This window comes from Marispirochaeta aestuarii (assembly GCF_002087085.1).
Classification (GTDB): Bacteria; Spirochaetota; Spirochaetia; order JC444; family Marispirochaetaceae; genus Marispirochaeta; species Marispirochaeta aestuarii.
In genome coordinates, this window is record NZ_MWQY01000001.1 from 169861 (window position 1) to 188652 (window position 18792).

Sequence of the window (18792 nt, forward strand, 5' to 3'; positions counted from 1 at the left end):
TCTAATTCATCAGGCTGGAAAAATCGATCTCAGCTCCCAGCAACTCCTCGATCTTCTTCTCGGCCCGGCGCTGCTTGAGGCGATCTTCTATTCTCCGTACTCCCCGTTCAAGGCGCTCCTTTGTATTCTGCATTTCCAGGAGGGTCTGTTTTTCTTCCAGGGAGAAGAGCCCGGTTCCGCAGATCAGAAGGGATACCGCCTCCGGTTCAAGGCTCTGAAGAAGTTCTCCGTCCACGTTGAACTCCTCCAGGGCGGCAAGACTCATGAGCCCCCCGGACGCACGGCTGGAGAGATCTTTAAGCCGCGGAAGTTCCGGCGCAGATACTGGAAGGTCCCGGAAAAACTGGACCTCCGCCTCCAGGTGGGACTGGTCTTCAAAGAAGCGGCGCACCATAAAGCGTTCATGCCCGAGGGACAGGATGTCGAAGCGTCCGTCCGCGTATTCCTTGAGAAAGCCCTCGACCTTCGCTGTGCAGCCGACCCGGGTCAACTCCTTTCCGGTATGCAGAATTACACCGAACTCCTCCTTGTCTTCAACACAGCGGCGAATCATGCGCCGGTACCGCAGTTCGAAGATGTGCAGCGGCAGGGGCATGTTGGGAAACAGAACCAGATTAAGGGGAAAAAGGGGTATTCGCTGGACTCGTACCATACCTGTTCTTTACCTCTCCTGTCAGTAAAATACCGCTTTTTCAGGGGAAAGAACAGGTTTGCCCCGGGATTAAAGTTGACAAATATAGTAATGTATAGTACATTGGTCAGACCAATAAGAAAAACGTGCATAGTGTAAACCGTGGGAAAACTTTATTAACAGGAGTGTTTCAATGAAATCTCATACTTTTTCGTCCGCAGGTGTTTCAGCCGAACAGGAAGCATGGAGGGGATTCTCCAGGGCTGACTGGTGTGGAGAGATTGACCTGCGGGACTTTATACAGAGTAACTACGAACCCTACACCGGGGGAGCCGATTTTCTGCAGGGGCCCAGCGCTGATACGCTGAAGCTCTGGGAGAAGCTCAAAGATCTTCTGGGGGAGGAAAACCGTAAAGGAGGTACCCTGGATGTGGATACCGACACGGTCTCCGGAATAAACGCCTATTCCCCGGGCTATATCGACAGGTCCCTGGAAAAGATCGTGGGCCTGCAGACCGATGCGCCCCTCAAGCGGGCGGTCATGCCCTACGGCGGCATACGCATGGCCTCGAAGGCCTGCGAGGCCTACGGTTACACCCTTTCGCCCCAGATGGAGAAGATCTTTACCCGATACCGGACCACCCACAACGACGGGGTTTTCAGCGCCTACACCGAAGAGATGAAGGCCGCCAGGAAGGCGGGAATCATAACGGGCCTGCCCGACGCCTACGGGCGGGGACGCATTATCGGAGATTACCGCAGGGTGCCCCTCTACGGTGTGGACCGGCTGGTTGAGGACAAGCTTTCCCAGCAGCGGAGTATCCGCCCCGCGGCCATGGACGAGGAATCCATCCGCTTGAGGGAGGAGATTACCGGGCAGCTGAGGGCCCTGAAAGAGCTGGCCGCCATGGCGGATTCCTACGGCTTTGATATCCGAAAGCCCGCCCGGAATGCTGCGGAGGCGGTTCAGTGGCTCTACTTTGCCTATCTTGCTGCGGTGAAGGAACAGAACGGCGCCGCCATGAGCCTGGGAAGGGTCTCCAGCTTTCTGGATATCTACATCAAACGTGACCTGGATGAAGGAGTAATTACCGAACAGGAAGCCCAGGAGCTGATAGACCAGTTCGTCCTCAAGTTGCGGATCGTGCGCTTTCTGCGTACCCCGGAGTACAATGATCTCTTTTCCGGGGATCCCACCTGGGTTACCGAGTGTATCGGTGGCATGGGCCTGGACGGGCGGACCCTGGTTACGGCTACATCCTTCCGAATGCTCCAGACCCTGATAAATCTGGGTGCCGCACCGGAGCCGAACATGACGGTCCTCTGGTCGAAGGATCTGCCCCGACCCTTCAAGGAGTACTGCGCCAGGGTTTCCGAGGAGACCAGCTCGATTCAGTACGAGAACGACGACCTGATGCGCCCCTACTGGGGAGACGATTACGGTATCGCCTGCTGCGTCTCCGCCATGCGTATCGGCAAGCAGATGCAGTTCTTCGGTGCACGCTGCAATCTTGCAAAGGCCCTGCTGTATGCGATCAACGGCGGCCGGGACGAGATCAGCGGCGCCCAGGTTGCACCTCCTCTGGCCCCCCTCGAGGGGGAGGTCCTGGATTATGATGAACTGACAGGTCGCTTCGATGCGGTTCTGGACTGGATCGCCGGTCTCTACATGGATACCCTGAACGTCATCCACTACATGCACGACCGCTACAGCTACGAGAGCCTGCAGATGTCTCTCCACGACCGGGACGTCTACAGGACCATGGCCTGCGGGGTCGCCGGGATTTCCGTCTGTGCCGACTCCCTGGCGGCGGTTAAATACGCGAAGGTGCGGCCGGTGCGGGACGAGAGGGGTCTGGCGGTGGATTTCGAGATTGAAGGGGAGTACCCCGCCTTCGGCAACAACGACGACCGGGTGGACAGCCTGGCATCGGATCTCGTAAAGAGCTTCATGAGCAAGCTCAAGGAGCGGAAGACCTATCGGAACGCCGACCCGACCTTGTCAATCCTGACCATCACCTCCAACGTTGTCTACGGCAAGAAGACCGGAGCAACCCCGGACGGCCGCAGAAAAGGAGAACCCTTCGCTCCGGGAGCCAACCCCATGCACGGACGGGACACCCGGGGCGCCCTGGCCTCGGCATCCTCGGTGGCAAAGCTTCCCTACGACTACGCCCGGGACGGCATCTCCTACACCTTCTCCATCGAGCCCGGGACCCTGGGCAAGGCGGGGGAGGACCGGGTGCGGAACCTCATTTCCCTGCTGGACGGGTATTTCGGCCTCAAGGGGCACCATATCAATGTGAACGTCCTGAACCGTTCCGTACTCATGGATGCCATGGAGCATCCCGAGCTCTATCCCCAGCTGACCATCAGGGTATCCGGGTATGCCGTCAACTTTGTCAAGCTGACCCGGGAACAGCAGCTGGATGTCATCAACAGGACCTTCCATGAAAGGATTTGAGGGAAACAGAAGCAGGATAGAAAGCCCCACGAGTCTCGGAAACAAAGTCGCCCGGATTCATTCGGTGGAGACCTTCGGTACCCTGGACGGGCCGGGAATACGCTATGTTATCTTCTTCCAGGGATGTCCCCTGCGCTGCAAATACTGCCAGAACCGCGACAGCTGGGACCCCCGCCTGGGGAGCATCAAGACCCTGGACGAGGTGGAGGAGGATATCCTGCGCTACAGTTCCTTCTTTCTCTCCTCCGGCGGCGGGCTTACCGCCGGCGGGGGGGAGCCCCTGCTGCAGGCGGAATTTCTCTTTTCTCTCTTTAAAAGACTGAAAAAACGGGGTATCCACACAGCCCTGGATACCTCGGGCTACTGTTCCCTTTCGCCGGCGGTCAGGGAGCTTCTTTCGGTGACGGACCTGATTCTTCTCGACATCAAGCACAGCGATGAGTCCCGGCACCGGGAGCTTACCGGGGTCTCCCCTGCGCCTGTCAGGGCCTTCGCGGAATACGCCGCCTCCCGGAAAGTGCCGTTCTGGATCCGTCATGTGGTCGTTCCCGGTTACACTGACGACCCTGAGTCCGCCGAAAGAACGGCGGGTTTTATCAGCACCCTCCCGGGGGTCGAGCGGGTGGACCTGATTCCCTACCATGAGCTGGGAAAGTTCAAATGGGAGGCCCTGGGGCAGAAGTATCCGCTGGAGGGTGTGAAACCCCCGGGAAAGGAGACCATGAAGATGGTGGAGGAGATTTTTACCGCCTGCGGGCTGCCTGTGGCGGGAGGCGGAGGTGAATAGCGCTACGTCAAAATATAAAACTGGCCGACGGTTGTCCAAGAATATAGGAGCAGAATTGTGATTATTGTTGCATGTTTATCGTAGCCGCATTATTCGGATTTAATCAATATCCCCATACCCTGCAGCGAGGATAGTTTAAATTGGAAAGTGATAAGTAGTCATTCCCGCCATTCTTCTGCGGCTAAAGGCAATTCGTTAAGTTCAGCTCGGGCCTCTTGCCAGCCTGGATAGTGCTTTGTGAGCAAGGAAATAAAACGGTCGCTGTGAGTTGGCTCTACCAGGTGGAGCATCTCATGTACAACAACGTATTCTATCAGATCCTTTGGTTTTTTGACTAGTTCAGTGTTTAACCTGATATGCCCCGCCGTGTGATTGCACCCACCCCATTTGGTCTTCATTCGCTGAAGAAAATAGGCTGTTACCTGTACACCGAGTTTTGGTTCCCACTTACTGATCAGGGTGGGGATAAGCTCATGCAGGAGGGTCTTATGCCATTTGTGGATAATTGATGCTCTTTTAGACTGATCGCTTCCTGGTCGAATACTCAGTGTGATCCGTTTATGGTCAACCTTTACAAAAGGTTTTGCGTCCTGTTCAAGAACTGAAAGCAGGTGTCTCCGTCCCCATAAATAATGGCTTTCCCGTTCAATGAATTCCCGTGGTGTTTCCCGATCCTGGCTACGCAGTTTTTCTTGCTGCTCACGTATCCAACCAATCTTTGTGATCGCGTAGGCACGAGCTACTTCAAGTCGTGTTTCCTTAGGGGCGGATAATGTCACACGGCCTTCTGGCGGATGAACGGAAAGATGGACATTTTTAATGTTCTTCCGTGTCACCGCAATTGCGATATCACCAATTAAAATCGTCTCGTTCATGCATAGCCCGGCTGGTTCTTGATAATTTCAAATATCGCCTTTGTTGCTTCACGATCCCGCCCAACAAGAGGAAACAGCGCATTGAGGACTTGTTTCTCACGTGTGTCGTCACCCCTCCATCCTGCCGGGGCTTTTTCTCTCATGGCATGGTCGATTTCAAGCGTCAGGTCAAGTCGCGTTGTTCCGAAGTACTCCGGGGTTTCTCTTGCTTCTCCGGCAGCAGTCGGATCGGCAAGAATCGAGGGCAGATTATTGTAGATCACCATCGCTTCACGTTTACCAACCAGTTCAGCCGGGATTTCCTCATCAGCCTGACCTTTGGCCATCTGCTCAACCAGAGCTTCAGCTTTACGGAGAAAAGCTTCATAGGATTCCGTGTCATCGCGCTTTTGTTTTATAAGGTCATCAAACAACTTCGACAGTTCTTCGTAAAACCTGGGATCGGTCAACTGATCGCGAATGATCGTCTTGCGAACGTTGTTGATTATGCCCTCGGCAACAGCATTCTTTGAGAGTTTTCCTTTATCGTTGAGCTTCTTCGCGATGGCGTCATGGATACCGGTCTCTATGATCAATTCAACCAGTGAATAGTTGTTCACCGTTCCCAGAGGGTCAGCTGGTTCGGCTTGAATATAGGTGTTGATGAGGTGGCGCATGTCCGCCTCATAGGGCTTGATGTCAAGCTCTTCACCGGAGTGCTTCTTGATCGCAGCACGAATCTCACTGAAGAATTCAACTTCTCTGTTCAGCAAGGCGATTTCGGTAGAGGAGTAACCGGCTTCTTCGAGATCCTGAGAAATGGCGGCAAAAGCCCGAACAAAGGTTGCCACCGATTTGTAGAACGAAATACGCAGAGCCTCAGTGTCATTCAGCGCATTTGGATCATTGGCGTCACCACAGAAGTAGCGCAGATACTGCTCTACCTCACGCGGTGCAGGAACCGGCTCACAAAGATATTTCAAGGCTTCGCGGGCAGCTTCGAGCTTCGCTTTTCCCTCTTTCAACCAATCCCTGAGATGGATGTTGTTGCTCCCACCGCTGCCTTCGTCAATGTCCAACTTGTCCGAGCTGTAAACCGCAATGGCCTGCTGCACGTCCCTAAAAAGCTCCTTGAAATCGACGATATACCCATAATCCTTATCGTCTCCATCGAGACGGTTTGTGCGACAAATGGCTTGAAATAGATTATGGTCGTGTAGTTCGTTATCGAGGTAGATATAAGAACAGGATGGGGCATCGAAGCCGGTTAAAAGCTTGCTGACCACGATCAGCAATTTGCAGTTGGCAGGCTCTTCAATAAAGCGCCGCTTGGTTTCATCCTCATACTGTTTGGTCGTCTGGCCGTTCTTCAGCACATGCTGGGTGTAGGTATCGAACTTGTAGCGCTCATCGCTGTTGGCGGGCTCTCTTGAGATCGCGTTATGGTTTGGCTCGTAAGAGGTGATGATGCCACAGTACTGGCCAAAAGAAGTGTTCTGGAACAGCCGGAAATAGTGACAGGCGTCATAAATGGAAGCCGCAACCAGAATGGCCGTACCCCGATCGTTATTCAGACGCGGTTTGAGGCCAAAATCCTCGATTATGTTGGCGACAATGCGTTGCTTGCGCTCCCCTGCGCTCATTAATTCTTCCATGGTTGCCCATCGTTTGCGCAGAATAGCCTTCTGGAAATTATTCAGGTTCCTGGTCTTTCGATCGAACCAGGCATCAATGGCGTTCTGTGATGTCAGTCGCTGCGGTACGTCGCGGGCTTCGTATTTGAGGTCAAGAATTACGCCGTCGGCGACTCCTTGATGAAATTTATAGGTATGGATATAAGTACCGAACACCTCACGGGTGGTCTTCCTGTCTTTACGCAGCAACGGGGTACCGGTAAAGCCGATGAAGATGGCGTCTTGCATCCAGTGTTTCATCTGTTTGTTCATATCGCCACCTTGGGTCCGGTGGCACTCATCCACAAAGATGTAAAAACGCCCATGAATCGGCGGCGGGTCATTCTTGATGCCAGGATCGAACTTGTGGATGAGCGCACAGAGCAGGCGTGGTGTGGTAGCGCTGAGTTTCTCCAAGAACTGCGCTCGCGAGGTAATACGAGGCGATGGTGCTTCCTCGCCGATCACCCCGGCGTTGCGCACGACACCCTCGATTTGCTTATCCAACTCGTCGCGGTCGGTTATAACCAGAATTCGCGCATTCGGATCGTGCTCCATCAGCCATTTGGCGATCAACACCATGAGAATGCTTTTGCCGCTGCCCTGGGTATGCCAGATGACTCCCCCTTCTCGTTGTCGGATGCGCTCCTGAGCTGCTTTGACGCCGAAATACTGGTGAGGTCTGGGTACCTTCTTCTGACCCGCATCATAAATTATGAAGTTGCGGATCATGTCCAGCAGTCGCTTTTTATCGCACATCTGGGCTATAGGTCTGTCGAGCAATGTCCCGGTCTCCATTGCACTGCCACCTTCCTCGTCTTTCCATTGAACGAAGAACTGCTCGGGGGTACCGGTGGTGCCGTAACGGAGTCCCTGAGAATCGCTGCCCGCGAAGACGAGCTGAACCGTGCTGAAAAAGCCGATATTAAAAATCTCTTCCTGGTTGGTAATCAGCTGGCGTACACCGTCAGCCAGTTCCACTGAACTGCGTTTAAGTTCGATCACGCCGATGGCGATACCGTTGATATACAAAACCAGATCGGGGCGTCGTTCATAGCCGCCTTTCAGAGTTACTTCCTCGGCCAGGGCAAAATCGTTTTCCTCCGGATGCTCCCAGTCGATGATGTGCACATCTACGTGTGGTTGACCTGGTGCAAGCAGCACCTTGACCGGGTAGCGCAACAGGTTATAGGTGCGCATGTTGGCCTGGTAGAGGGCGACGCCAGTGGTGTCGGCAGCGGTTTCCAGCTTTTGCAGAGCGGCGGATATGTGGGCATCCGAATAGCCGCGCCTATTGAGGTTTTCCCTGAGATAGTCTGTCTCGATTGGACGGTTGTTTTCTCGTTTGTGCCAGTCTCCAAGGTAGTGATAACCCAGATAACTCGGGTTGGTTGCATCTGTAAAAAGAGATATTACCCGGGTTTGGGTGGTTCGTTCGGGTCGTACTCTCTCCATCACGTTAAACCATCCCGTGGCTGACCCTCGAATACCGCCTCTTCTACATCCTCGTCGCGAAGGCGGTCAATTTCATCATCGTCTTCTGTTGTAGTATCAAAAGCATCTGCAATGTAGAGCAAATTCCCCAACTCTTCTCTAAGAATTTCTCGTCGGGCATTGAAGAATTCCGGGAAGTCGTCAAACGCTAACTTCAATTCCTCAGGGAAATAGTTGCTCGTGATGAAATGCTCACGTTCACGATTGGACATTCTCTGAAGCCAGTCCTTCAATGGTGTTGCGTTCTTGGACTGATTCTGCGACCCTTCCATAAGTTGCAGATTGGGAACCTGGTCGCGCCATTCCCACCATTGTGCGTACTGCTCAGAATTAATGCCCATTGCCTCAAATTCTTCACGACAGAACTTTGAAGCCGGATGGATATGGTCCTGATGGAAAGAATTCTCTCCGTACCGTAGCTGAGGATAAAGCAGTTGTAGTACGGCAAATGCGGCAGGTCCTTTGCGGTATTCAATAAACCGATTTACATCTTCTGCGGTAACCTTGAGTGATTTGCCGCCCGGCAACTGTACATCGGCAAAACATCTAAAGTCAAATGTCTTGTAGGTATCTCTAAGTGGATAAAACCCATCGGATTGTCGGGCGTCTGCTCGTAATGTATTTCGAATTTTGCTGAGGAGCTGGTCCTGGGATGATCCAAAAACTTGTTTCAGTAATGCATGAACCAGATAAAGTCTCAGCTCATTCCGGGACTTTTTATCCAGAGAACCACCTTTATATATGTAGTACACAATTGGGATAGTAGCATTGTTGGATGTGAGTGTCTCTTTTGAAAAACCGAACTCTACCAATAGTTCAACCGTTCTCACTATGGCTTTGGCAATCTTTTGCCACTGTTCACGTATTGTCTGTACATTTTCAGCCTTGAACGAATGAACCTTATAAAGCACAGGGCCGTCGCTGAGAACAAGACAACAACGCATAAGATATTCTGTACCAAATCCAAAACCCTGACCTAATCCGTTAATTGTTTTTTGAATTGTTTCGATCTCTTCTCGCCCGTTGTCCCAGGTGGCTACAATGGTCGAAAACAGAAGATCTGTTTTGCTTAATACAGTCCCGCCACTGTTGACTCGCACGAATATCTTCAGGATGTCTTCTAGGTCATCCTTGGAGACCTCAAAATAGTTAATCAGAGGTTCTTCCCGAACCCGCTTGTTAAGATCCGCCAACCCTTTGCGGACAAACCTGCGTGCACCACGAAGCGCTTCCGCTTGTGACGAATCAACGCAGGAGATGGCCACCTGGTCGATGTAGTGATCAATGTCGGGATCTTTCGGCCATTCCATAATCTCTCCGACGCGGAACCAGCACATATGTTCTTTGTTTGTGGGATTATCCTGCGTTTGACGCATGGTGTGGCTATTGACAGCAGCCGTGGTTAGAAAGCGAAATTCAAAATTTCGCTGTTCATCTTGTTCTAGCCCCCCGTCTATGTTCTGTCGATAGGGCAGGGAGAGAAGGTTTAGATATAGATATGTTTTCTTGTATGCATCCGGGCTTGATGAACGTTTCCGGTAGCCCTTTTCGGTATGTGTACCCTGGAGCCCAATATAGATTGAGCTCAGTCGTTGCTGGCCGTCTAGTACACCGGTAATTTTATCCGGTGTAAAGGCACCGACTTTCCTATCATTGAAAGGTGTTCGCTCGTCGTAGAATCTATTGAACTCGTAAAACACATAGTTATTCGCGTTCTTTTTATCGAGTTTCCAAAAAAGAAAAGTCCCAAAGGGATAACCACGCATAATCGAGTCGAATAGCAACTCAATTTGCCCTTTGCCCCAAACAAAGCGTCGTTGCAGTGCGGGCAGAAACATACGGCCGCCTTCGATCTCGCTTATAGCATCATACAGAGACATTTTATGGTAACTCATATCAACCTCTTTTTCTCGTTAATAGTTTGCACATTATGGCAGAACGGAACATACAGGAGATTTTACGCCGCTGTTTAAGTTCTGCGAGCCCTGGATCCAATAATATTTTGTCGATTTCTTTTATAGCTTGTATAGTGTGCGATACCAATCCGCCCACTCCTTAAGTGAATTATTTCGAAGTGTTTCTGCTGCCTGGATAACATCCCTCGAAGTAAATATTGAAAATTTCGAATTGTTGCCGATCAGGTCTATGTAGTCTTTGATGGAAGCATCAAGAGCCGTATTCCTGGGATGCCGAACAACTGAGAAGTGGGCATGCATGAAGGTCCCTTGCTGTTCTACTGCGAATGTCAGCAGTTGGTTACGCCAAAGCTGGTTCATGCCTCCCTGGAATGGACACTCTTCGTGTTTTGCATGATTTACAAAGAAATCTCGGTGGATTTCAGAAATGTCCCAGTACCTGTACCCACAGATATCGTGGTAGTAGCAGGAATCTTTGCTTTCCATAATCTCACGGAAGTTTCGCGTACAGTCGTGGCGTATTTTATCCGTACGCCCCTTGCTCTTATATCCTCCACATTTCGTGAACTCCTTTTCCGTCAACTTGTGTTCAATCAACCAAAGGCATGGTTCGTCGTTGTGGTTGTAGTAGGCAATCGCCAGATCAGCATCGGTTCCGGCCATTGCGCTCTTATCGTTAAGCGCACCTGTGGGTTCATCCCAATATTCAATTCTCCAGCCGTGATCCAATTTATCAGTGGCGAGACGTGCGAAGTCTGGATTAAGTTTTCTGATAATCTCATTTGCTCCGGGATTCAGTAAAATTGGCAAGAACAGATTAATGTTTGCCGCCTGCGAGCTGGCCATGTGGTTGAAGTACTTGTGGATACGGAAAGGGAAACGATCATGGTGTTCCATCATCCGTGAGACAAGGTCCCTGTGCAGAACCCGGAGATTTTCAGCGTACCGTTCTGGCAGGATGGCATCATATTCAATGCCGCGGTCGTGTCCAGGATCCTTGGTGATATTTTCCCATTTCCAGTTGATTAGGTGGACATACATTTCGAGTTGGAAGTTGTTTAGATTATTGGGCAGTTTGTAATCTTGTCCGTCTATTTTTTGTATTCTCATATCAATATAGTCCTGCGGATAAGGTGTCTGTTCATCATGATTTCACAATAAACGGTTGAGGGCTTAGATTTCCCGGTAGATATAACGGATGAGTCGGTGTTCCGTTTTTTGTCAGGCGCAGATAGCAGAGTCGCGGATGATCGCTGAGGAGAGCGACCACTTCGTTGCTATGCCGATGAAGTGCTTTGGGAGGCAAGCCGTACGCCAGTACCACGGTTTCGGCTTCGGCGGCCATCTCAATAATCATTTGATCGTTTTGCGGGCCCACCGGGTCATGCACCTTAAGCAGTCGATTCTTGTCGGTTGCCCGGTAGGCATGGACATTGCCTACCAGCTGTCCGCCAAAACCCCAAGAGCGTGAAAACTTGCCTGTCTTACGGAGCGTTGGATCGCTGAAGTCGAGGCACGCTACGCTGGGATTCATCAACAGCCAGAGCACCAGCGGTCGAGACGGGTCCCAAATTTCGCGCAACTGATAACGGTATCGCTGGCATGGGGAAAATACGGCGGTGACCTTGGAATCGTCCGGCCAGGCGGGGCGTACCTTGCCGCTTGGGTCGTGTTTTGGAGACGGGCTCATACAGTTGTTCTCGACGTTGCTACGAGTCGTGTCTTCCCGGTCAGCAGTTCCTGCATCATGGTCAGTTTGAGATCTTTGGTTTTGTCGCGGCGCTGTTCCAGAACGGCGATCTCGGCGTCCATGTCGGAGAGGACGGTGGCGATGGCGGTTTGCTCTTTGGTCTCTGGGACTGGAATATCGATCTCAAGATATTCATTTATTCGGATGTTGGGATATGTCGATGCCTCACACAATGATGGCAACATACTTTTTATGCGATTTGAAGTGAGGAAAAAATATAAGAAGTTCGGGAAAATCGCTTTCGGACGAAGTCGCATCAGGAAATTGCTGAATAGAAAAGCTCCAGCCAATGACCGATCAATAAGGACCATCTTTCCGGACTGAATGCTTGCCGCTGAGCCACTGGATTTCACAACGACCAAATCGCCAACCGAAACGCCATAAGTCGCTACCTGTTCAGAGGTAAAGAACCGTGTTTGCATGATTTTGCCATTCCATCGGTCATCGTTCGAAATTTGGGCGGTTGTTGCGACTGGCATTGGCAACAAAGTTGGTGATTGCCGTTCGACACCATATGTCCCACTCGGAGCGCAGTCGACTATCTCCCTAAGGCGCTTAACCTCCCACTCCCCCTCAAACCCCGGCAGGCGGGTCTCGCCGGTGAGGAGTTGCTGCATGGCAGCCTGTTTGAGATTGCGCTTCTTGGCGATCAGCCGGTCAAGTCCATCCAGCAGGGCATCCACGTCGCTCAAGGCGGTGGCGATGGCGCGTTGCTCGGGAAGCGTTGGAATGGGTGCAAGGACAAGCCCGAGATTCTGTTGCCCAACATTGGCGCGAACTGCGCCTTGTCCCATTGGAACAATTTGTGAACGGATGACGGAAGCGCGGAGTGCATACCCGGAATATACAGGGTTAAGGCGCTTGTTGAGCGGTCTACCTCGAATGACAAATCCTCCAAAAACGACACGTTCGGTTCCAAGATATGTTGCCGCTAAAGCAACCTCATCCTGCGTCTCCGAGGTGCGATTGAATAGCACGTCACCCATGTGGACTGCGTAAGAAGAAATTACTGATTCAGGCAACGTAACCTGGCCGGTAACTTCAGGCCCGTGAATATGAGTATAGGTAATCGGTTCAAGCACATTGATAAAGCGGACACCCTGACCATACGATGCTTTGTCTGCATTGACACCGTTGCGGAATGCAAAGAGCTCAGCAAATGGTACTATCTCCCAATCTTCCGGAATCACCCCCACCTCGGTTTGTTTGTATCCCGGCTTCAGTTCCATACCGCCCCCATTCGCTTGAGGTGTTCATCGACACGGGCCGACAGGTCTGTCACTTCGCTCACCAGTTTCGGGAGCGGCGTGTCGTACCGTTCGGCAAGCTGACGAATGCGGGTGGTGAGAGTCTGAGAGACGCGATCCAGTTCACCCTGCACGGCCATGGCCAGAGTGGCCAGCCACTTGTCATCTACGACCAGGGTCTTGATCTCGTCCACGCTGAGCTGTGGGTATTTTTCATAGGCCAGCTTGTCCAGTGCGGCATCCGCTTCCTTGACCTTGCTTTTGAGTGCGCTTTGCTCGTCGAGCAGCGCCAGGAAACGAACTGTGGCATGCAGATCGACAAGATTCTCCGGCAGAGGGTCGGCCTTGAGTCGCTTCTGGTATTGCTTCTCTACTTTGGCGAGAAGCTCAGACGCTTCTTTGGTTGCAGCCTTCTGCTCTTTGTCCGCTTCAAGATAACTGGTAAGTATCGCGCTCTCCTTCGGATCGCTGGTCGCGGCCAGTCGATCTTTGACTGCCTTGAGGGTCAAATTGCCCTTGTTGTTCTTCAACACGGAAATAAAGTGGTGATCGGTGAGAACTCGGATCTGCGTAGCGTGTTCCTCGGCCTGATCCATGAGGGCGCTGTAAGCGCGACTTGCGGTTTTGTCTTCCTCATTCCACACAGCGACGAGCGCCTGGGTGTATGCCTCCTGGGCGTCGCCCTTGGTGGAAACATCCTTCAGCGCACCCTCTTCACCGCCGTGCTCTTCGGCTAACTCGATGAGGCCGGTGCTAACAGCATCCAGTTCGTTTTGAAGGGCATCCAGCTCGGCCTGCTCTTCGGCGAAATAGCGAGCGACGATAGTGGGTTTGGGGATCAGGTCGCAGACCCAGCCTTTGTCTTTCATCTCGCCCTTTTTCTTGCCGCTCTTGACCTCTTCCATGACACGATAGGGCCTGGCCACCCAGCCATCGGCGGCGATCAGGTAGCAATCGTCCTGGATGGCTTCAGCCCAATAATCCATGAGGTGCTGGTAGATGTCATAGGCATCAAGCAGCGGGGCATTACGGAAATTTGTCAGCAAGTCCTCGGCAATGGTCTCAATCAGCGCTTTGGGGTGTCCTTCCTTGTTAAAGCCTTTCAGGGCCGGTGTGTTGGTTGTGCGCCAATGATCAAAGATTTTCGTTACGGCCGTTTTAAATGCCGTAAATTCGCTGTGACCCAGAATGGCCGACTTCACAGTAGAAATAGGCGATTTCAACCTGGAATAACCGGGACGACCAGCGCTTTCGAAGAGTTCTTGCCGAACGCCGGGGATCACCTGCCAATAGGCATTCAGTGCATTGATATCCCGGTCGGGAATCCCTCCGCGCAAATGACCGTCGATGTCCTGAATGTCCTCCGGGGAGGTAGAGTCGATGTAGCGTGGCAGATTAAGGTTGTAATCGTTTTTGGGGCCGGAAATCTCGTCGAAAGGCACCATGCGGGCATAGCGGGGTGTATTGGTCTGCTTGTTAAAGGTGTCGACAATCCTATGGATGTCCTGCTCGCGCAGACGGTTCTTGTTGCCGTCCTTGATAAAACCCTTGGAGGCGTCGATCATGAATACGCCCTTGCGCGCAGGCGCATTTTCCTTGTCGAGCACCAGGATGCATGCGGGAATACCGGTGCCGTAAAACAGGTTGGCAGGCAGCCCGATGATACCTTTCAGATACCCGGAGCGGACCAGACGCTTGCGAATAACGGCCTCGGCATTGCCGCGAAACAGCACACCGTGCGGCAGGATGCAGGCCGCTTTGCCGGTACTTTTCATAGAGCGAATAATATGCAGCAGGTAAGCATAGTCACCCTGTTTTGCAGGTGGCTCTCCCCATTCAAATCGCTGGTACAGATCAGCGGCAGGCGAGAATCCGGTACTCCAGGCTTTGTCCGAAAACGGCGGATTTGCTACAACAAAGTCGTAGGTCCGCAAGTTCTCGCCATCCTTGAACTTTGGAGATGCGAGCGTGTTCCCATTAAGGATATTGGCTGTCGGAAAATCGTGCAGTATCATGTTCATGCGGGCAAGACCTGCGTTGGTCACGTCTTTTTCCTGCCCTTCAAGGGTGATGCGTGTGTCTGCCTCGGCAGCCACCTTTAAAAGCAGTGATCCGGATCCACAGGTCGGGTCATAGGCTGTAGTTGAGGCAACAGCATTCTGTGCAGAAATACCTATGACCTTCGCCATGACGCGGCTGACCTCAGAAGGTGTATAGAACTGCCCTTTGCTCTTGCCGCTCTCAGTAGCAAAGTGCCGCATGAGGTACTCGTAGGCATCCCCTAGAATATCGTCGTGATCGGCGCGGTTCCTGGAAAAATCGAGCTCAGGCTTTTGGAAGATGCTCACCAGATTGGTGAGTCTATCCACCATCGCCTTGCCCTCTCCGAGTTTGTTCGGGTCGTTAAAGTCGGGAAAGTCGCTGCGGGCCAGACGTGTATTGTTGTCAATCAGCGGCTGAATGATCTGCGTGTTGATCTTGTCGCCGATATCGCTCTTGCCCTTGAGTTTAATCATATCCTGAAAGCTGGAACCTTTTGGTATGACTACTGGTGGCTCAAACCCATCGTAGTTGGCGTATTTATCGGATATATATTTTATAAACAACATAAAAAGGACATAGTCCTTGTACTGGCTGGCATCCATTCCGCCGCGTAATTCATCGCAACTAGCCCAAAGGGATGAGTAAAGCTCAGATTTCTTGATGGCCACAATTCTATCCTTTTGATGTTCTTTTAGTCGACGTTCCGCCGGATTTTTTGAAGCGCTGAGTCGTAAGATCACACACCGTTATTTATAACATATTTTTGGCCTCGATGTGAAATTACAAACGATCTATACTGGAACCGCCCGGCCTCCGGGCTTCGCCCGGGAGATCCCTTCCATGATCCGGGCGAGATTCAGAGCGTCTTCTCCGCTGCAAAGGAGGGGAGAGCCGGCGGTCAGGGATTCCACAAAGTTCTCGACAATCCCCCAGTGACTGAAGGGAAGCCCCGGAACGGAGAGGCTGATCTTCTCTTCTCCACCCCGGGCAATAACGAGGATCTCTCCCCCTTTAAGGTCCTGCAGATGGACTATCCCCTGATCGCCTTCAACAAGCAGCCCTTCGGGCATTCCCGTCTCCGTCCATTTCAATGACATGGTCACCGGTATGCCCTTCCCGGTCATGAGGCAGAGGAGGGGTGATGCCGTATCGTACCCGATATCGGAGACATCGGCGGATCTCAGGGAGATCTCAGCCATCTCTCCCATAAGATAGCGCATAAGGTCGATACGCTGGCTGGTGGAGAATTCACTGTTGACGTAGCCCGCAATAGGAGTACCGATGAGGCCGCTCTGAACCACAGTCCTTACCTTCTCTACGGAAGGGTATCCCCTGCGGTAGAGGGCAACGCCGAGTTTTCGTTTCGCCCTATCCGCTGCCTGAAGCATTCGTTCACAGGATCCGGAGCCCGGTGCCATGGGGTGCTCGACGAGAACATGCTTTCCCGCTTCCAGCGCGCCCAGGGCCTGCTCCTCGTGGAGCTCCGTGGGAGTGGCGATATACACCGCATCGATGTCGCCGCTCTCGACAAGTTCGCTGAAACTTTCCACGTAGCGTCCCTTGCCGTGGCGGATGACGAACTCCTCTCCCTCTTCGCGGTTCCGCCGGTGAACCAGCTCCAGGGATGAGTGTGCCACGAGATACAGGGGAGGCCCCGACATGTTTTCGCAGACATGACCGGCTCCGACGACGCCCCAGCGAACATGTTCCATAGAATAAGGCTACCATGGAACAGGGGAGTTGTCGACACAATCCGGACCGACAGCTGAAAGCGGCTTGCCCTTTACGGTAAATTACGGCATCCTTGAAGCGGTATGGAAAACCGAACAATTCTGCTGCTGATCCTCACAGGGGCCCTGATCCTGTTTGCCTATATTACGCGCTTCTTTTTCGTTCCCATTGTTGTGGCCCTGACGATCGCCAATCTTTTTTATCCCCTCCATGAAAGGATAGTCCGCTCTCTTAAGGGGCGCCGCGGTGCGGCTTCGTTTTTTACAACCTTTCTGATATTCCTGGTTGTGGCTGTCCCCGTCTATCTTGTGGCCCAGCTTCTGGTCGTGCAGGCCCTGGATCTCTACAGTTTTCTGCGTGCTTATCTCAAGGACCCGGGAATCGAGGGCCTGATAGGGCAGATCAAGGGCCTTACCATTCTGCAGCGCTTCGATCTGCCCAGGGTAGACTGGGCTTCCGTGGCCAGCCGGAGCCTTTCCCAGACAGCCTCCTTTGTGTCGGATCTTATAAACAGGACCTCCGCGGGCATCCTCTCCGGGATAGCGGATACCTTCGTAATCTTCTTTTCCCTCTTCTTCTTTTTCAAGGACGGCCCGACCATGCTGGAGGGGTTGAAAACGGCTCTGCCCCTGGAACCCCGGCATGTTGAACGGCTGGCGGGGGAGTTCCGCCGGACCAGCAAAGCGGCGGTTTCCGCAACGGTAATAATCGGGCTCATTCAGGGATTCATCGGCTCCCTGACCTTTCTGTTTGTCGGTATCAAGGCCTGGCTGCTCTGGGGAGTCATCATGACGATTCTCTCCATCGTGCCCCTGGTGGGCTCCTACCTTATCATGGTGCCCGGAGCCCTGATACTGCTCGCCCAGGGCAGGGTCTGGGCCGCGGTCTTCGTGCTCTTCATGGCAAGCGCAGTCTCCTACGGAGCCGATTACCTGCTGCGTCCGCGCCTGGTGGGACGGGACGCCAGGCTGCACGATCTGCTTGTGTTTGTCGCTTCCCTTGGGGGGCTCGCGGTCTTCGGGCTTATGGGATTCATCGTTGGGCCGGTAGTGGCCAGCGTCCTGGTGGCCATGCTGAACATCTTTAAAGAGGGCTTTGAGCTTCCCGGCTTGGAAGACGGGGCAGTGGGGGAAGAGGAGTGATCCCCTGCGCCATAATCGGGCTCGGGCGTATCGCCTCGCTCCTGGAAGACGATACAAAAAGGGAGAAACCTGCCAGCCACGCCGGTGCTGTCAGCGCCCACCCTGAGACCTTTATCGCCGCCGGCATGGACAGCGATCCGGAGCGGAGGGAACTCTTTTCCCGGCGCTGGGGCGACGTGCCGGTCTACGACGACCCCCGGCTGATGCTGCAGGACAGCTCCCCCGAAATCCTTCACATCTGCACCCACGCGGACTCCCATCTCGATTATCTGGCCCTCGCCCTGGAGTACCGGATACCCGTGGTGGTCCTGGAAAAGCCGGTAAGCGATTCCCTGGGCAGAGCGAAACGCATGCTGAAGCGTCTTCAGCGCAGCAGTACCAGGGTCGTGGTCAACCATGAACGGCGTTACTCCAGGGACTACCTGGCCGCCCGGGAGTGCATCAGGAGTATGCGCTACGGTCCGGTGCGCTCGGTAAACGCCCGGCTCTTTATGGGACGGAACAGGCCCCTGGAGGCGGTGCTGCTCTATGACGGGACCCACCTTTTCGACATCATCAGTTTTCTCCTGGCAGAACCCATCAGGGGAATCCGACGGCTTCCTGGAATCCCCCCGGAAAGCAGCAGTATCTTTACCGGGGCCCGCTGCGCTTCGGTTCCCGTCTGTGTAGAGGTTGGCAATCACCGGGACCATGTTGTTTTCGAACTGGAGTTTTCCTTCGAGGAAGGGCGCCTTCGAATCGGAAACGGGGTCTACGAAGAGTTCGAAAGCCGGGAATCGCCCTGGTACGACGAAATGCGCTCCCTGATTCCCGTGGAGACGGAGCTCCCGGAAAAGACCGGTTACTTCAGCGGAATGTTCGAGGATGCCGTCAGGCTGGCAAAGGAACCCGGGGCTGTTCCCCTCTCATCCTATGCCGATGGTCTTGAATCCCTGAGGATTGTGGAACTTATTCGCCGGAGAATGAGATTTACATCTTTTTGGAGATAATAAACATAAAGTCCCCTGATGCAGTTGAATAAAATCCTGACGGCGGGTAGTATTTTCAGCAAAGATCTATA

At 53.0% G+C, this 18792-nt stretch carries 13 protein-coding genes; 4 read left to right on the forward strand and 9 right to left on the reverse strand.

The features are described from left to right. Position 1: 1 nt before the first annotated feature. Positions 2 to 652 (reverse strand): LON peptidase substrate-binding domain-containing protein, encoded by a 651-nt coding sequence (locus B4O97_RS00845; protein WP_083047361.1) that lies wholly within the window; start codon positions 650 to 652, stop codon positions 2 to 4. Positions 653 to 824: 172 nt separating this feature from the next. On the opposite strand from B4O97_RS00845, the gene pflB reads away from it, so the two are divergent. Then, entirely contained in the window at positions 825 to 3095 is a 2271-nt protein-coding gene (pflB, locus tag B4O97_RS00850; RefSeq protein ID WP_083047363.1) for a formate C-acetyltransferase, read from the forward strand. Then, positions 3082 to 3882 (forward strand): pyruvate formate-lyase-activating protein, encoded by an 801-nt coding sequence (gene pflA / locus B4O97_RS00855; protein ID WP_083047365.1) that lies wholly within the window; start codon positions 3082 to 3084, stop codon positions 3880 to 3882. The genes pflB and pflA overlap by 14 nt, the downstream gene beginning before the upstream one ends. A gap of 158 nt (positions 3883 to 4040) precedes the next feature. Here pflA and B4O97_RS00860 read toward each other — a convergent pair whose 3' ends face one another. The 8 genes from B4O97_RS00860 to B4O97_RS00895 form a co-directional block, all read right to left on the reverse strand. After that, positions 4041 to 4757, reverse strand: a complete 717-nt coding sequence (locus B4O97_RS00860) for a M48 family metallopeptidase (RefSeq protein ID WP_083047367.1) — start codon at positions 4755 to 4757, stop codon at positions 4041 to 4043. Further along, on the reverse strand, positions 4754 to 7864 hold the full coding sequence (locus tag B4O97_RS00865; RefSeq protein WP_198946991.1) for a type I restriction endonuclease subunit R: 3111 nt from the start codon (positions 7862 to 7864) through the stop codon (positions 4754 to 4756). Before B4O97_RS00865 ends, B4O97_RS00860 begins: the two co-directional genes overlap by 4 nt. Continuing rightward, positions 7864 to 9798, reverse strand: a complete 1935-nt coding sequence (locus B4O97_RS00870; protein WP_083047370.1) for a DUF262 domain-containing protein — start codon at positions 9796 to 9798, stop codon at positions 7864 to 7866. Before B4O97_RS00870 ends, B4O97_RS00865 begins: the two co-directional genes overlap by 1 nt. A gap of 120 nt (positions 9799 to 9918) precedes the next feature. Next, positions 9919 to 10929 (reverse strand): PGN_0703 family putative restriction endonuclease, encoded by a 1011-nt coding sequence (locus tag B4O97_RS00875; protein ID WP_083047372.1) that lies wholly within the window; start codon positions 10927 to 10929, stop codon positions 9919 to 9921. 34 nt (positions 10930 to 10963) lie between these two features. Then, complete coding sequence (locus B4O97_RS00880) at positions 10964 to 11509, reverse strand: DUF1643 domain-containing protein (RefSeq protein ID WP_083047374.1); 546 nt, start codon at positions 11507 to 11509, stop codon at positions 10964 to 10966. Beyond that, a complete protein-coding gene (locus B4O97_RS00885; protein WP_083047376.1) occupies positions 11506 to 12798 on the reverse strand; it encodes a restriction endonuclease subunit S in 1293 nt (430 codons plus the stop codon). The genes B4O97_RS00880 and B4O97_RS00885 overlap by 4 nt, the downstream gene beginning before the upstream one ends. Beyond that, positions 12789 to 15527 (reverse strand): HsdM family class I SAM-dependent methyltransferase, encoded by a 2739-nt coding sequence (locus B4O97_RS00890; RefSeq protein ID WP_083047382.1) that lies wholly within the window; start codon positions 15525 to 15527, stop codon positions 12789 to 12791. Before B4O97_RS00890 ends, B4O97_RS00885 begins: the two co-directional genes overlap by 10 nt. Before the next feature lie 123 nt (positions 15528 to 15650). Continuing rightward, positions 15651 to 16571: a Gfo/Idh/MocA family protein gene (locus B4O97_RS00895; protein ID WP_083047384.1), complete on the reverse strand. Its 921-nt coding sequence runs from the start codon at positions 16569 to 16571 to the stop codon at positions 15651 to 15653. A gap of 102 nt (positions 16572 to 16673) precedes the next feature. Here B4O97_RS00895 and B4O97_RS00900 point away from each other — a divergent pair, with 102 nt between their 5' ends. Both B4O97_RS00900 and B4O97_RS00905 read left to right on the forward strand, forming a co-directional pair. Continuing rightward, positions 16674 to 17732 carry an AI-2E family transporter gene (locus B4O97_RS00900; RefSeq protein ID WP_083047386.1) on the forward strand — a complete coding sequence of 353 codons (1059 nt, stop codon included), beginning with the start codon at positions 16674 to 16676 and terminating at the stop codon, positions 17730 to 17732. Further along, a complete protein-coding gene (locus B4O97_RS00905) occupies positions 17729 to 18721 on the forward strand; it encodes a Gfo/Idh/MocA family protein (RefSeq protein WP_083047388.1) in 993 nt (330 codons plus the stop codon). The genes B4O97_RS00900 and B4O97_RS00905 overlap by 4 nt, the downstream gene beginning before the upstream one ends. Positions 18722 to 18792: the final 71 nt, after the last annotated feature.